The sequence below is a fragment of the Tundrisphaera lichenicola genome (genome assembly GCF_051175385.1).
In the GTDB taxonomy this organism is placed as follows: domain Bacteria; phylum Planctomycetota; class Planctomycetia; order Isosphaerales; family Isosphaeraceae; genus Tundrisphaera; species Tundrisphaera lichenicola.
Genome location: NZ_CP195106.1, coordinates 2,615,380 through 2,628,664 on the forward strand (window position 1 = coordinate 2,615,380; position 13,285 = coordinate 2,628,664).

Annotated in this window: 18 protein-coding genes and 5 tRNA genes; 14 read left to right on the plus strand and 9 right to left on the minus strand. The window is 61.7% G+C overall.

What is annotated here, in order from left to right; genetic code table 11:
- Positions 1 to 57: 57 nt before the first annotated feature.
- The 9 genes from nusG to P12x_RS10315 all read right to left on the minus strand — a co-directional run bounded on the left by nusG (position 58) and on the right by P12x_RS10315 (position 3,886).
- The gene (gene nusG / locus P12x_RS10275; RefSeq protein ID WP_435010775.1) at positions 58 to 789 is read right to left on the minus strand and encodes a transcription termination/antitermination protein NusG; all 732 of its coding nucleotides are present in this window, start codon (positions 787 to 789) and stop codon (positions 58 to 60) included.
- A 76-nt stretch (positions 790 to 865) separates the two neighbouring features.
- Positions 866 to 1,393: a preprotein translocase subunit SecE gene (gene secE, locus P12x_RS10280; RefSeq protein ID WP_435010776.1), complete on the minus strand. Its 528-nt coding sequence runs from the start codon at positions 1,391 to 1,393 to the stop codon at positions 866 to 868.
- A 57-nt stretch (positions 1,394 to 1,450) separates the two neighbouring features.
- Positions 1,451 to 1,523, minus strand: a tRNA-Trp gene (locus P12x_RS10285).
- Between the two features lie 76 nt (positions 1,524 to 1,599).
- Entirely contained in the window at positions 1,600 to 1,752 is a 153-nt protein-coding gene (gene rpmG / locus P12x_RS10290) for a 50S ribosomal protein L33 (protein ID WP_435010777.1), read from the minus strand.
- Between the two features lie 122 nt (positions 1,753 to 1,874).
- Entirely contained in the window at positions 1,875 to 3,086 is a 1,212-nt protein-coding gene (gene tuf, locus P12x_RS10295) for an elongation factor Tu (protein ID WP_435010778.1), read from the minus strand.
- A 163-nt stretch (positions 3,087 to 3,249) separates the two neighbouring features.
- Positions 3,250 to 3,322: transfer RNA gene (locus P12x_RS10300), tRNA-Thr, on the minus strand.
- A gap of 118 nt (positions 3,323 to 3,440) precedes the next feature.
- Positions 3,441 to 3,511 (minus strand) — tRNA-Gly (locus P12x_RS10305).
- Between the two features lie 138 nt (positions 3,512 to 3,649).
- A tRNA-Tyr gene (locus P12x_RS10310) sits at positions 3,650 to 3,731 on the minus strand.
- Between the two features lie 82 nt (positions 3,732 to 3,813).
- Positions 3,814 to 3,886 (minus strand) — tRNA-Thr (locus P12x_RS10315).
- A gap of 428 nt (positions 3,887 to 4,314) precedes the next feature.
- On the opposite strand from P12x_RS10315, the gene P12x_RS10320 reads away from it, so the two are divergent.
- From P12x_RS10320 to rpsQ, 14 genes are all read left to right on the plus strand, one after another.
- The gene (locus P12x_RS10320) at positions 4,315 to 5,535 is read left to right on the plus strand and encodes a selenium-binding protein SBP56-related protein (protein WP_435010779.1); all 1,221 of its coding nucleotides are present in this window, start codon (positions 4,315 to 4,317) and stop codon (positions 5,533 to 5,535) included.
- 20 nt (positions 5,536 to 5,555) lie between these two features.
- Entirely contained in the window at positions 5,556 to 6,128 is a 573-nt protein-coding gene (locus P12x_RS10325) for an SCO family protein (protein WP_435010780.1), read from the plus strand.
- Positions 6,125 to 7,105 carry a diacylglycerol/lipid kinase family protein gene (locus P12x_RS10330; RefSeq protein WP_435010781.1) on the plus strand — a complete coding sequence of 327 codons (981 nt, stop codon included), beginning with the start codon at positions 6,125 to 6,127 and terminating at the stop codon, positions 7,103 to 7,105. Before P12x_RS10325 ends, P12x_RS10330 begins: the two co-directional genes overlap by 4 nt.
- A 193-nt stretch (positions 7,106 to 7,298) precedes the next feature.
- Positions 7,299 to 7,631: a 30S ribosomal protein S10 gene (rpsJ, locus tag P12x_RS10335; RefSeq protein ID WP_435010782.1), complete on the plus strand. Its 333-nt coding sequence runs from the start codon at positions 7,299 to 7,301 to the stop codon at positions 7,629 to 7,631.
- A 234-nt stretch (positions 7,632 to 7,865) separates the two neighbouring features.
- Positions 7,866 to 8,501: a 50S ribosomal protein L3 gene (gene rplC / locus P12x_RS10340; protein ID WP_435010783.1), complete on the plus strand. Its 636-nt coding sequence runs from the start codon at positions 7,866 to 7,868 to the stop codon at positions 8,499 to 8,501.
- Positions 8,502 to 8,566: 65 nt separating this feature from the next.
- A complete protein-coding gene (gene rplD / locus P12x_RS10345; RefSeq protein ID WP_435010784.1) occupies positions 8,567 to 9,322 on the plus strand; it encodes a 50S ribosomal protein L4 in 756 nt (251 codons plus the stop codon).
- A gap of 4 nt (positions 9,323 to 9,326) precedes the next feature.
- A complete protein-coding gene (gene rplW, locus P12x_RS10350) occupies positions 9,327 to 9,653 on the plus strand; it encodes a 50S ribosomal protein L23 (protein ID WP_435010785.1) in 327 nt (108 codons plus the stop codon).
- Between the two features lie 85 nt (positions 9,654 to 9,738).
- Positions 9,739 to 10,599 carry a 50S ribosomal protein L2 gene (gene rplB / locus P12x_RS10355; RefSeq protein WP_435010786.1) on the plus strand — a complete coding sequence of 287 codons (861 nt, stop codon included), beginning with the start codon at positions 9,739 to 9,741 and terminating at the stop codon, positions 10,597 to 10,599.
- A 126-nt stretch (positions 10,600 to 10,725) separates the two neighbouring features.
- Complete coding sequence (gene rpsS / locus P12x_RS10360) at positions 10,726 to 11,007, plus strand: 30S ribosomal protein S19 (protein ID WP_435010787.1); 282 nt, start codon at positions 10,726 to 10,728, stop codon at positions 11,005 to 11,007.
- Positions 11,008 to 11,152: 145 nt separating this feature from the next.
- On the plus strand, positions 11,153 to 11,542 hold the full coding sequence (gene rplV, locus P12x_RS10365; protein ID WP_435010788.1) for a 50S ribosomal protein L22: 390 nt from the start codon (positions 11,153 to 11,155) through the stop codon (positions 11,540 to 11,542).
- A gap of 15 nt (positions 11,543 to 11,557) precedes the next feature.
- Positions 11,558 to 12,262: a 30S ribosomal protein S3 gene (gene rpsC / locus P12x_RS10370; protein WP_435010789.1), complete on the plus strand. Its 705-nt coding sequence runs from the start codon at positions 11,558 to 11,560 to the stop codon at positions 12,260 to 12,262.
- Positions 12,201 to 12,620, plus strand: a complete 420-nt coding sequence (gene rplP / locus P12x_RS10375; protein ID WP_435010790.1) for a 50S ribosomal protein L16 — start codon at positions 12,201 to 12,203, stop codon at positions 12,618 to 12,620. The genes rpsC and rplP overlap by 62 nt, the downstream gene beginning before the upstream one ends.
- A gap of 43 nt (positions 12,621 to 12,663) precedes the next feature.
- Positions 12,664 to 12,891, plus strand: coding sequence for a 50S ribosomal protein L29 (rpmC, locus tag P12x_RS10380; RefSeq protein ID WP_435011660.1), 228 nt, complete (start codon positions 12,664 to 12,666; stop codon positions 12,889 to 12,891).
- Between the two features lie 21 nt (positions 12,892 to 12,912).
- Positions 12,913 to 13,248 (plus strand): 30S ribosomal protein S17, encoded by a 336-nt coding sequence (gene rpsQ / locus P12x_RS10385; protein WP_435010791.1) that lies wholly within the window; start codon positions 12,913 to 12,915, stop codon positions 13,246 to 13,248.
- Positions 13,249 to 13,285 lie beyond the last annotated feature (37 nt).

Here is a 13,285-nt window from a genome sequence, read left to right on the forward strand (position 1 = left end):
AGTCCGAGGCCGAGGAAGTTCACCCGGTCCTCCAGAAACACGAGTCTCGTGAAAGGATCAGAGCCGTTCCACCTGCCAGTATTCGAGGTCAACCGGAGTCGGCCGATTGAAAATGATCAGCATGACCTTGACCAATCCACGAGTCTCGATGACCTCTTCGACGGTCCCCTCGAAGTTCTCGAAGGGTCCGTCCTTGATCTTCACCCGGTCACCACGCTCGACATCAATCTTGACCTTGGGCAATTCGGCCGAAGTGCCTTGCTCTTGCTCGTTGAGCATCTGATTGACTTCGACCGAAGTCATCTTCGTGGGGGTCCCATGAGCCCCCACGAAGTCGCCAACGCCCGGAGTCTCTCGGACCGTGAACCAGGTCTTCTCGTTCAACTCCATCTCGACCATGATATAGCCGGGATAGGTTTTACGCTCCACCGTCCGCTTCTTGTTATTCCGAATCTCGGTGATCTTCTCGGTCGGAACAACAATCCGGCCGAAATATCGCTGGAGACCTTGAATTTTGACCCTTCGTTCCAGAGCATCACGAATCGTATCTTCGCGACTACTCTGGACCTTCAAGACATACCAGACCAATTCGGGCGGCGGTTCTTCATCGGGATCGGAAACAGCCGGGGGCGACTGAGGTTTCGAGGGCGGAACCTCGGGGTCGCTGACCAGACCAGCCTCAGGCGTGGGCTCTTCCTCCGGGGATGCCGAAGGAGGCTCGACCGGGGCGGTGTCGTCGGGCCAATCGGCCGATTCCGGTTCGGGAAACTCGTCGGTCGCGTGGTTCATTCGGAGCCGTCGCGGATGAAGGTTAGGTCCGTCGGAACAAGACAGAAGAACCGAGGTTGTCGATTGAATTGAGGGATCAGGCGTTAGAGCCGAGGGCACTGGTATCGCGGAAACGAAGAACGCCGATCAACTGGAGGAGATTGGACCAGACCCAGTCGACCCCGAAAAGGAAGACCGCCATCAAGGCCACCGTCACCAGAACGACGGTTGTTGCCCGCTTCAGGTCCTCTCGACTCGTCCAGGAGACCTTGTTCATTTCCGCTTCGGTCGCGATCAAGAATTCGACGAACGGCGGATACTGGAGAAGCCGGAACGTGATCCACCCGAGGACGACACCAAGCAGGGCCGGGATCCCATAAGAAGTCGAGACGCTCGACTGGGCATCCAACGTCAGCCAGAGTTCCCGGAGGCCGAACAGGATGGTCAGGCCGAGCCCGACCGCTGTCCAGAGGCGAGCCTGCTTACCCTGGAGGGGCTTGTAGAGATTGGTATGCACCAGGTTCGCCAGGAACGGGGCGAACCGACCCTTCGAGTCCCCGGACGATCCCCCCTTGGTGACCTTGGCCGGTTTCGAGGCCGGCGATCCATCTTTGACTTTACCCATGAGCCTATCTCTTATTCGGGGGACTGATCCGACGGGGTTACTCCGAGACCCATCGAACACGAGCGGAGGGAATCGAACCCCCAACCGCCGGTTTTGGAGACCGGTGCTCTACCAATTGAGCTACGCTCGTAGCGATCGGAGGGGCCTTCGTCCAGGGAATAAGGACGAACCGACGGCCAGGTCTCGCCGCCAGAGGCCCCGATCGGTCACTTCTTCCGCGATTCCTTGTGCGGCGTGTGCTTACGCTCGCGCCGGCAATACTTCTTCAGTTCAAGCCGCTCGGCACCCCGAGTCTCTTTCTGCGTCCGGTAATTCCGGTCACCGCAGGTGGTGCATTCCAGCCAGACATATTCGCGCATCGCCCCGCTCCTGCAACGAACCCGCCAAAATGACGAAGGACGATGGGGCGGGCGGGAAGGCGAGGGCCCAACAATCCGCCCGATCCACCGTCAACGACGTCGAGCCCCAGCGGGGGCAAGTTTCACTGGAGGATCTTGGTCACCACGCCGGCACCCACCGTCTTGCCACCTTCGCGGATCGCGAAACGGAGGTTCGCTTCCATGGCGACCGGGGTGTGCAACTCGACCGTCATCTTGATGTTGTCACCCGGCATGCACATCTCGGCCTCGCTGTTGTCCTCCGCGAGGAGGTTCAGCACCGAGCCAGTGACGTCGGTCGTCCGGAAGTAGAACTGAGGACGATACCCCTTGAAGAACGGGGTATGCCGCCCACCTTCGTCTTTGCTGAGGACGTAAACCTCGGCCTCGAACTTGGTGTGCGGGGTGATCGATCCCGGCTTGCAGACGACCTGCCCACGCTCCAGGTCGGTCTTCTCAACACCTCGGAGCAGGATCCCGACGTTGTCGCCGGCCTGACCCTGGTCGAGCGTCTTCTGGAACATCTCGACGCCGGTGACCGTCGAATTCTTGTTCTTGTCGAATCCGACGATCTCGACCGGATCACCAACCTTGATGATACCGCGTTCGATTCGGCCGGTGCCGACCGTACCTCGACCCTTGATGGAGAACACGTCCTCGATCGGCATCAGGAAGGGCTTGTCGACCTCCCGCTGCGGCTCGGGGATGTAGTCGTCCATGGTCTTGACGAGGTCGAGGATCGGCTTGGAAGCCACCGGATCGCTCGGGTTTTCGAGGGCCGGACGGCTGCATCCCCGGGTGATCGGGATTTCGTCGCCGGGGAACTTGTAGTGGGTCAGCAGCTCGCGAAGTTCGAGCTCGACCAGTTCCAGGAGCTCCTCGTCATCGACCAGGTCGATCTTGTTGAGGAAGACGACCAACGCGGGAACACCGACCTGGCGAGCCAGGAGGATGTGCTCGCGAGTCTGCGGCATCGGGCCGTCGGCGGCGGAGACCACCAGGATCGCCCCGTCCATCTGGGCGGCACCGGTGATCATGTTCTTGATATAGTCGGCGTGCCCCGGGCAGTCGATGTGGGCGTAGTGCCGGGTCTCGCTCTCATACTCGACGTGGGAGACGGCGATGGTGACCGTCTTGTTGGCGTCGCGGACGGTACCGCCCTTGGCGATTTCCGAATACGCTTTCGCCTTGGCCTGGCCGTGAGCGGCCAGGACGGCCAGCAGGGCGGCCGTCAGGGTCGTCTTGCCGTGGTCGATGTGCCCGATCGTGCCCACGTTGACGTGCGGTTTAGTCCTCGCGAAAGTTTCCTTGGCCATCGTTGCTCCCGTCGTCTCCTGGAAACCGTGGGCGTAGTGGCGTGTCCGCCGGGCCGCCCCGAATCAAAACCCACGATCAGATGGGCCACCGGGCGGTGGGTGATTGGCTTTCAAGCCACGGGACGCACCCGCTTCGCCAGGGCGAAAGGGACGCGGACCCGAAAGCTGCCGCTGGGATTTGAACCCAGGACCTCGTCCTTACCAAGGACGCGCTCTACCAACTGAGCCACGGCAGCATAGTTGCGTTATTTGAGAGTTTGGGCTGGGGGCAAACGATCCGGTGTTTCGAGCTTGCCGGCCCCACTGGATTGAGTCCAGGGTCGCCACCTCTCGTCGTCCGTCACTCCGCCCGAGAGCGGGTGATGGGAATCGAACCCACGTAGTCTGCTTGGAAGGCAGATACTCTACCATTGAGTTACACCCGCGTGAAAGCCCCCACATTTAAAGTGGGTCGTAATCGACGGGTGACGGGTCCGAGGCTTGGCGAGGGCCGGAAAGTCTTGTGTCCGTTCGCTGCTGGTTAGACTCCTCAAAAATAGATGCACGCCGGGTCGGCGGGGCAATGGGTGGAGCAGGATTCGAACCTGCGAAGGTATAACCACCAGATTTACAGTCTGGCCCCTTTAGCCACTTGGGTATCCACCCGGTTACTGACAGCAATTCGCGATACCGTTGATTGCCCCGTGGCTCAGTAGAACCGGACGCCGAGACTCAAACCGTTCTTCAGAGCTGGCGGTGAGAGTCGAACTCACAACCGTCGGTTTACAAAACCGGTGCTCTGCCGATTGAGCTACGCCAGCCACTGCCCGACCGGGAAAACCCCAAATATACCGAGCGAAACCGCAAATGCAAGCGACTTTTCGATCGTCTATCCGGAATCGTCGAGGCCTGGGTGTTCCGATCCGACAAAATCGACCGCGGCGACGGCCATCGGGCCAATCGGGCGCGGTCGATATTGAACGGGGGCATCAAAGGCCAACGAGATCGTAGCCGGTACTGGCCATGCCTTGCAAGAGGTGACCGGCGAAATTCGTGGCTTTTCAGTAATCTCCGGCCTGTTGGTAGTCATCTCGCTGAGTTCCCAAGATGCCGGAGAATCGATATTTCTTGATCCCGCGGCTACACATCCTTTCGCCAGGTCGAAGATCTTGGATAGATTGGATCGGATTCCGGCAACCTTCTTTTTGATGTTCAAGCGAACTTTTCGACACTTTGGAGTGACCTGGCCATGAGCGATTGGACTTCAAGGGTCTCCCTTGCCCTGACGCTGGCTTTGGTGCCTCTGACGATTCGACCGACCCTGGCGGAGACTTGCCTCTCTCCCTTCGTCAAGCGGCTGGATCGACCGGAAAAATACCTCTACGTCCTGTGCGTGGATGCTGACGAGAAGGACGATGATTCCGTCGTGATGATCGACGTCGATCCCGACAGCGCGACCTATGGGCAAGTCACGTTCACGCTCGGGCTGGGCAGTCGGGGGAACGAGACCCATCACTGGGGGTACACCGACGATCGATCCAGGATCTGGGCCGGAGGGCTCCGGTCGAGCCGGATCTGGATCCTCGATGTGGCGACCGACCCGGCCCGGCCGAGGATCGAGCGAGTGATCGAGGACATCCCTCGGTCGACTGGGCTTTCCGGTCCCCACACCTATTACGCCTTGCCCGGGCGGATGCTTTTGAGCTTCCTGGGATCGGCCGATGGAGGCCTCCCGGCGGGACTGGCCGAGTTCACCAACGATGGCCAGCTCATCCGGACAATCCCTAACCCGAGCGGGGCCCCCTACGGTTACGACCTGGCGGTGAAGCCCGAGCGAAACCGGATGGTGACCAGCAGTTTCTCGCCACCTCGAAATTACCTGAAGCCCTTCGCGGAGATGGATCTCAAGGATTTCGGATCGGAGATGATCGTCTGGGATTTCAAGGAGCGAAAGCCGATCCAGGTCGCGAAAACCGGCACGGCGCCGCTGGAAGTCCGCTGGTCTCTCAAGCCGGACGCCGATCATGGCTTCACCAATTGCGCCCTCGACAATTCGATCTGGCTTTTCCGGGGCAAGGGCGACGGATCGAACGAATACGATTTCAAGAAAGTGGCCGACACCGGCGCATTCCCGGCCGACCTTCGCCAGAGCCCCGACGATCGTTATCTGTTCGTCAGCTGCTTCGGCGCGAACGAGATCCAACAGTGGGACGTGAGCGATATCGAGCGTCCCAAGCTCTTCAGCAGCGTCTCGCCCGGCGTCCAACCCAACATGATGCACGTAACGGGGGACGGAAAGCGGATGTACGTCTCCAATTCGCTGCTATCGACGCTCGATCATTCCGGGAGATTCTGGATCCGTTTGATCCATGTCGGGGTTGACGGCATGAAAATTGATCCCTTCTTCAATGTCGATCTCAACCAACGTCCTGGTGGCTCAGTTCGCGGACACGATCTACTCATCAATTAGAGGATCGGGAGCGATTCAGGATGTACGCCCTACTCATCTGCACCGCCCTGACGGTCGCCAGCGATCAGGATTCGTTCCTTGCGGACATCGGCCCTGCCCCGGATGTCGAGCTGGTTGACACGCAAAGACACTTTTTCTCTCTTGGGTCGCTCCGAGGTAAGGCGGTCGTGGTCAGCTTCGTCTACACCACCTGTACCGGGACTTGTCCGCTGACGACCGCTAAGCTCGATAAGGTCCGTCGGCGACTCCGAGAAGAAGGTCTCTGGGGTCGGTCGGTCGAGTTCGTCTCGATCACGCTCGACCCGGATCGGGACACCCCCGAGGTCCTCGAACGCTACGCCAGGGCCTATCGGGCCGACCCCAATTCCTGGCATTTCCTGACGGGGCCGCCCGACCGAGTCGCCAAGGTGATCTCGGACTGGGATATGTGGGCCAAGCTCGGACCGTCCGGCGTGATCGACCACCCTTCCAGGATTTTCCTCCTCGACCCCTCGGGGCATCGTCGGGAAATCTATAACCTCGAGTCCCTGACACCCGAGATCGTGGCCCAGGATATCAGGGCAGTAATCGCTGGAGGCAACGCAACCCGATGACCCTTGAATCGAACCTGGCGACCGAAGAGAGCCGGACCGGCCGGAAAGCAAGGGCCTTCGTGGTCCTGAATCCCCGGTCTGGCTCATGTACCGCCCCGGCCGTCCGGCGGGCGATCCGGGACCATCTCGGCGACCTGGAGGTGGAGGTCCACGAGATCTCCGAGGGGGACGATATTCAGCATATCGTCCTATCGGCGATCGAACGAGGCTGCGACCCAATCGTCGCGGCCGGCGGAGACGGGACGGTTTCCTCGATCGCCAACGTCATGGTGGGCAAGCAGGCTCACCTGGTCATCCTCCCGCTGGGCACCGCCAATGTCCTGGCTCGTGAACTGGGCATTCCGGTCGAACTCGAAGGTGCCTGCCGGTTGGGTGCCCATCGCGTGAAGCTTGGGAGCCTGACCGGTCCCGAGCATGAAGTCTTCCGGCTCGATGCGATGAAGGTGGGAAATCGCCACTACTTCACCCAGATAGGCGTGGGAATCGATGCCCTTATGATCCGTGATACCGCCACCGAGCAAAAGAAGCGGTTCGGACGGCTCGCATACCTCTGGACCGCGGCGACCCGACTGGTCGGTTTCCAACCTCGGAAATTCTCGATCGTCATCGACGGCGAGGAGATCATCGCGAAGGCGTCCGAAGTCGTCATCGCCAACACTGGAATGATGGGCCAACCCCCGTTCCGATGGGGACCCGACATTCGGGCTGATGATGGCCGGCTCAACGTCTGCATCGTTCGAGCCCGAACTTTCCTCGACTACGCCGGGATTTTCTGGCTCGTCGTCCAGGGAAGACACCGAGAAAGCCCCAACGTCCGCTATCGGACCGCTTCGAAATCGGTCGAGATTACCACCAAGCACCCTCTCCCGGTCCAGGCTGACGGAGAGATCGTCGGCGACACACCCATCCGGGTAGAAGTCGTCCCAAATGCCGTCGAGGTGGTTATCCCTTCCGGAACCCAACCTGGAACGATCTGAAGCCGGAAGAAGTCGTCACCTCCATCGAGAGCGAGTCGAAAACGGATTCTCACCCCACCGGAAAAACCGGAAGAAGCCCGATTGACTCGACCAGGTCACCCCGTTACACTCTTACTTTCCCCGCGAGAGTCGTCGAGAGCGGGGCGAGAAACATGACAAACTCGGTCCGGCGATCGATGAAGGGATCCTAAGCGTGGCGGGTATCAGCAACGAACGGATACGCATCCGGATGGAAGCGTACGATCACACCATCCTGGACCAGTCGGCCAAGGACATCGTCGACACCGCCAAGCGGACCGAGGCCATCGTCCACGGCCCGATCCCCCTGCCGACTCGGATCGAACGATACACCGTGCTTCGAAGCCCGCACATCGACAAGAAGTCGCGGGAACAATTCGAGATCCGGACTCACAAGCGGCTGATTGACATCGTCCAGCCGACCAACAAGACCATCGATGCCTTGAACAAGCTGAGCCTTCCGGCCGGCGTCGACATCAAGATCAAAGCAGGCCCTTCGGCCTCCTGATCGCGTCGTTTGCGGCCCAACCTGGTCCGGTTGTCGGGATTTCGATCCCGGTCGCCGGCCCTCACGTCGTCGGTGACTCGGGCCATCCTGGTCCGGCCCCGCCGACCTCTGTTTTTTATCGGACGTCGAGGCCGTATTCGGCCTCCGTGGATGAACACCTCAGGGTGTCGGCTTCGGCCGTCCCCGAAGGACCCCCGGCCTCCGGTCGGGGAGGGTTGGGTTTGAGAGGCGATCATGCTCGTGGGACTGCTTGGCCGCAAAGTCGGCATGACTCAGATTTACGAGACGGATGGGACGGCGGTACCGGTCACGGTGCTCGAATGCGGCCCATGCACGGTTCTCCAGGTCCGCACCGCCGAACGCGATGGCTACCATGCCTTGCAGCTCGGCTTCGATGACAAGAAGCGAAAGAGCGCGACCCAGGCCGAGCGTGGTCACGCCCGGAAGGTGGACTCCGAACCGAAGCGTTATGTTCGCGAGATCCGCCAAGAATCGGCCGCCGAGGGTGTCGTCGAAGGGCAGACCTTGACGGTCGAGGTCTTCAACGAGATCAAGAACGTCGACGTGATCGGGACGAGCAAGGGACGAGGTTTCTCGGGCGTCATCAAACGTCACGGGTTCAAGGGCCTCCGGGCGACCCACGGCGTCAAGCGGATGCACCGCCACCCTGGCTCCTCGGGTCCGAGCGCCGACCCGGCCCACACCCGCAAGGGAATCAAGAAGCCGGGGCAGTACGGAAACGCCCGGATCACCGTGAAGAATCTCAAGGTCGTCCAGGTCGACCCGACCAACAACTTGCTATTGATCCGCGGGGCGGTCCCCGGGCCCAACGGCGGCTATCTCACCATCCGGCAAACCAACAAGGTCTGAACAAACCGATGTCCCGGCCGGCGACCGGCCCGGGCCCCAGGGGCGATCGGGGAGTGGATGAAATCATGTTGAGCATTCCTGTCTATAATCCGGCCGGTGAGAAATTGGCCGAGGAGTCGATCGATCCGGCCGACTTCGGTGGTTCGGTCAACAAGCAACTCCTCCATGACGTGGTGCTGATGCACCTGGCCGCCCGCCGCGTGGGTACGGTCAATACTCGAGGCCGGGCCGACGTGGCCGGCTCGGGCAAGAAGCTGTTCCGCCAGAAGGGGACCGGCAACGCCCGTGCGGGCTCGAAGCGGACCAACAAGCGGGTTGGCGGCGGCGTGGCCTTCGCCCGGAGGAACCGCGACTACCGCTACAGCATGCCGAAGAAGGCCGTGCGAGCAGCGATCCGGATGGCCCTGCTCTCGAAGTTCCAGGACGGGCAGGCCATCGTGATCGATGGGCTGGCCCCCGGCGAGAAGCCCAAGACCAAGATGGTGGTCCAGGCCCTCCGCTCGATCCGCCGGCCCGACCTCAAGGAATCCGAGGCGGTGGTGGCCGAGGGGGAGACCAAGAATCAGGCTCTCCGCCGGACGCTCGAAGGGCGGACCATCCTGATCGGCCTCCCCGGACTGGACCCGGTCCTATACCGGAGTGCCCGGAACATCGAAGGTGTCCAGGTCGCCCCGGTGGCCGAGTTCAACACCTACGATATCCTCAAGCAACGCTATCTGGTGCTGACCCGAGAGGCGCTGGCCGTCCTCAAAGAACGGGTGAAGCAGAAGCCGGCCCGCCGGCCGGACTCGACGACGGCCTCGGCCGCCTCGGAGGCTTGAAGTCATGGTCACGCTCTACCGTCCGCCTGTTTATGTCCGCAAGGGCCCGGCACTCGAACCTTATCAGGTCGTCCTGAGGCCACTGATCACCGAGAAGGCGACGCATCTCTCGGAACGTCACAACGCCTACACGTTCGAGGTCAACGTCAACGCCAACAAGACCGAGATCAAGGAGGCCGTCGAGGTCCTCTTCAACGTCAAGGTGGCCGACGTCCGGACCCAGAACCGCCGCGGCAAACTCCGCCGATACCGGCTCAAGGTCGGCCGGATGCGGAACTGGAAGAAGGCGATCGTCGCCCTCCACGACGATTACCGGATCGACTTCTATTGATCAACCAGCCATCACGCTGAACCGCCCACGAGCCGAAGACGAAAACGCCTTCGGGCGTTGAGCAGAGCAGAAGGACGCGACCGCGATGGGTATCCGCTACTACAAACCGACCAGTCCCGGACGGCGTAATGCGTCGGTCAGCGACTTCTCGGAATTGACCGACAAGAACAAGAAGCCCGAAAAAAGCCTGACCGAACCGCTCCGAAAGACCGGCGGCCGGAACAACCAGGGGTTCATCACCGCTCGACATCGCGGTGGCGGCCACAAGCGGATGTACCGGATCATCGACTTCAAGCGGAACGACCACGACGGGATCCCGGCCCAGGTCACTCACATCGAGTACGACCCGAACCGCTCGGCGCGGATCGCCTTGCTGGTCTTCCCCGATGGGGTCAAGCGATACATCATCGCTCCCGAGGGGCTGAAAGCGGGCATGACCGTCACCAGCGGACCGACCGCCGAGCCGAAGGTGGGCAACTGCCTCCCGCTCTCCAAGATCCCGACCGGCCTGTCGATCCATAACCTGGAGATGCAGCCCGGTGGCGGTGCCAAGCTCTGTCGATCGGCCGGCGTGGGAGCGACCCTGACGGCTCGAGAAGGCACCTGGGCCCAGATCACCCTTCCTTCGGGCGAGGTCCGCCGGATCCCGGCCGCTTGTCGGGCCACGATCGGGATGGTCGGCAACTCCGACCACATGAACATCACCCTGGGGAAGGCGGGCCGGAAGCGTTGGCTCGGTCGCCGGCCCCACACCCGAGGCGTTGCGATGAACCCCGTCGACCACCCGATGGGTGGCGGCGAAGGCCGAACCTCGGGCGGACGAAACCCGTGCTCGCCCACCGGCAAGCTCGCCAAGGGCGGCAAGACCCGCCGTCGTCGGAAGCCGTCGAACTCGGCGATCATCCGTCGTCGCCGGAGCGTCCGATACGGCCAACTCAAGGTCTAATCCAAGCCGACCGGCCCGCGCCGGAACGCCCTAGTGATTGTCGTTTTATTCGATTACGAGTCAGCAGGTTATCATCGCCCCGCATTGCGGGGTTATTGACCCCGAGGGGTCGGGGACCGGAGATCCATGGGACGCTCGTTGAAGAAAGGTCCGTACGTCGTCGAGCGGTTGCTCGAGAAGGTGTACAAGACCGAGAATACCGGTAATCGCGAGCCCATCAAGACCTGGGCCCGCGCCTGCACGATCGTGCCCGAGTTCATCGGCAAGAACTTTGCCATCCATAACGGGCGGAACTTCATCAAGCTGTATGTGACCGAAGATATGGTCGGCCACAAGCTCGGCGAGTTCGCCCCGACCCGGACCTTCCGGGGTCACGGCGGCAAGGCGGGCAAGGGCGGGAAGCGTTAAGTCGGCCGAGAATTACCAGTCGGGGTTCGGGGATACGGAAGCCATAGCCACCAAAGGGGAGGACGGGAGGGTCGGGACGCACGGTCAACGGGGCTTCGTCCCCCACGAGCTTGAGTCACGATTCGCGAGTCCTTAAGAGCGTCACATGCCGTCCTATACAGCCACCCACCGCTTCGCCCGGATCTCGGTGAGGAAGCTCCGGCCTATCCTCGACCTCATCCGTGGCAAATACGCCGACGATGCGGTCGATATCCTCCGGTACATGCCCCACCGAGGGGCCCGGATGATCGAACAGGCCTTGAAAAGTGCCATGGCCAACGCCGAAGACAAGGGCGTCCGAAATGTCGGCGACCTGATCATCTCGGACGCCCGAGGCGACGGCGGGCCGATGTTCAAGCGTCTCATGCCTCGTGCCCGCGGCATGGCGTACATGATTCGCCGCAGAAGCGCTCACATCATCATCGCTCTCTCCGACCTGGAAACCTACCTGTCGCGCGGCGCGACGGCGGTGGCCGCGGAAGCGGATCGGGATTAAACCAAGGACCACACGATGGGCCAGAAGATCAATCCGACCGGCTTCCGCGTCGGCATCATGGAAGACTGGCGGAGCCGCTGGTACGCTTCGAAGCACGAGTTCTCCGACCTCTTGGTCGAAGACTTCAAGATTCGAAAATTCATCAAAGGTAAGTACAGCTACGCCGGGATCCCGCGGATCGAGATCGAGCGAACCCGCGATGCCGTGACCGTCCTGCTCTTCACCGCCCGCCCGGGCGTGATCATCGGCCGCAAGGGGGCCGAGGTCGAGAAGCTCCAGGAAGAGCTCCAGACGCTCACCGGTCGCCGGATCGAGATCAAGATCCAGGAAGTGACCCGGCCCGAGATCGAGGCCCAGCTGATCAGCGAGGATATCGCGGAACAGCTCAAGAAGCGTTCGAGCTTCCGACGTACCATGAAGCGTGCTCTCGAGCAGACCATGGACGGCGGGGCCCGGGGCGTCAAGATTCAATTGTCGGGCCGACTGGGCGGCTCGGAAATGTCGCGGACCGAGGTGGCCAATCTCGGGTCGATCCCCCTGAGCACGCTCCGGGCGAAGATCGACTACGGGTTTTCGGAAGCCAAGACCGCGCAAGGCCACATCGGCATCAAGGTGTGGGTCAACCAAGGCGATCACTTGAAGGTGGAGGGGACGACCGATGCCACTGATGCCCAAGCGGGTCAAGTACCGAAAAAGCCAAAAAGGCCGCGTAAGAGGTAATGCGACCCGCGGCAACTACGTTGCCTTCGGGGAGTTCGGCCTCCAGACGCTCGAGCCTGGCAAGATCAGCGCCCAAACCATCGAGGCGGGCCGAATTGTGGGCAGCCAGTCCGTCAAGGGCGGCGGCAAGCTCTACATCCGGATCTTCCCGCACAAGAGCGTGACCTCGATCCCGGCCGAAACCCGAATGGGCAAAGGCAAAGGCGAGGTTGAGTACTGGGCGGCCGTGGTCAAGCCCGGCACCGTGCTGTTCGAACTCGGCGGGGTGAGCGAGGAAGTGGCCCGGGCCACCTTCGCCCGCGTCGCCTACAAGTTGCCCGTCCGCTGCCGTTTTGTGACACGTCGGCCGACCGTTTGACGCGGCCCGGATGCGACCGATGGCCGTCCCGAAGGAAGATGTCATGAGCAAGCCCGCCGAACTCCGCGAGCAGAGCGACGAGCAACTTGATCTGCTGCTCCGCGAGACCCAGACGAACATGTTCCGCCTCCGGCTGCAGAGCGAGACCGAACGCCTGGAAGCCCCCAGCGAGATCATCAAGGCCAAGCGCGAGATCGCCCGGATCAAGACGATCCTCCGCCTCCGCGAAATCGATCGGGAACGGGCGGCCGTCCTCGCCCCGACCTCTTAAACTTCTCCCCGGTGCCACGCGATGAGCCAGTCGACCCCCACTCCCGAGACCGAGGTCCGAAGCCGTCGGAAGACGGAAATCGGAACCGTGACGTCTGATAAGATGAACAAGACCCGTCGGGTCGAGGTCGACCGCCTCGTCCCGCACCCCAAGTACGGCAAGTTCCTCAAGCGTCGGACCGTCTGCCACGCCCACGACGAGGCCAATGAAACCCACATCGGCGACCTCGTGGAGATCATGGAGACCCGGCCGCTTTCCAAGCTGAAGCGCTGGCGGATTGTCCGGATCGTCCGACCGGGTGCCCAGCAGGCCCTGGCCGGCGAAGGCGAGGCCGCCAAATCGGTCGTCGAGTCCTGAACTTTTCCTGACTAGAGTTGAGTGGTTAGTGGCCAGT

Coding starts and splice junctions, on each gene's coding strand:
- P12x_RS10330 (WP_435010781.1), top strand. CDS start 6,125: ATGACCCTTGAATCGAACCTGGCGACCGAAGAGAGCCGGACCGGCCGG.
- rpmG (WP_435010777.1), bottom strand. CDS start 1,752: ATGCGCGAATATGTCTGGCTGGAATGCACCACCTGCGGTGACCGGAAT.
- rpmC (WP_435011660.1), top strand. CDS start 12,664: ATGAGCAAGCCCGCCGAACTCCGCGAGCAGAGCGACGAGCAACTTGAT.
- P12x_RS10320 (WP_435010779.1), top strand. CDS start 4,315: ATGAGCGATTGGACTTCAAGGGTCTCCCTTGCCCTGACGCTGGCTTTG.
- secE (WP_435010776.1), bottom strand. CDS start 1,393: ATGGGTAAAGTCAAAGATGGATCGCCGGCCTCGAAACCGGCCAAGGTC.
- rpsS (WP_435010787.1), top strand. CDS start 10,726: ATGGGACGCTCGTTGAAGAAAGGTCCGTACGTCGTCGAGCGGTTGCTC.
- tuf (WP_435010778.1), bottom strand. CDS start 3,086: ATGGCCAAGGAAACTTTCGCGAGGACTAAACCGCACGTCAACGTGGGC.
- rplB (WP_435010786.1), top strand. CDS start 9,739: ATGGGTATCCGCTACTACAAACCGACCAGTCCCGGACGGCGTAATGCG.
- rplV (WP_435010788.1), top strand. CDS start 11,153: ATGCCGTCCTATACAGCCACCCACCGCTTCGCCCGGATCTCGGTGAGG.
- rplD (WP_435010784.1), top strand. CDS start 8,567: ATGTTGAGCATTCCTGTCTATAATCCGGCCGGTGAGAAATTGGCCGAG.
- rplC (WP_435010783.1), top strand. CDS start 7,866: ATGCTCGTGGGACTGCTTGGCCGCAAAGTCGGCATGACTCAGATTTAC.
- rplP (WP_435010790.1), top strand. CDS start 12,201: ATGCCACTGATGCCCAAGCGGGTCAAGTACCGAAAAAGCCAAAAAGGC.
- P12x_RS10325 (WP_435010780.1), top strand. CDS start 5,556: ATGTACGCCCTACTCATCTGCACCGCCCTGACGGTCGCCAGCGATCAG.
- nusG (WP_435010775.1), bottom strand. CDS start 789: ATGAACCACGCGACCGACGAGTTTCCCGAACCGGAATCGGCCGATTGG.
- rplW (WP_435010785.1), top strand. CDS start 9,327: ATGGTCACGCTCTACCGTCCGCCTGTTTATGTCCGCAAGGGCCCGGCA.
- rpsC (WP_435010789.1), top strand. CDS start 11,558: ATGGGCCAGAAGATCAATCCGACCGGCTTCCGCGTCGGCATCATGGAA.
- rpsQ (WP_435010791.1), top strand. CDS start 12,913: ATGAGCCAGTCGACCCCCACTCCCGAGACCGAGGTCCGAAGCCGTCGG.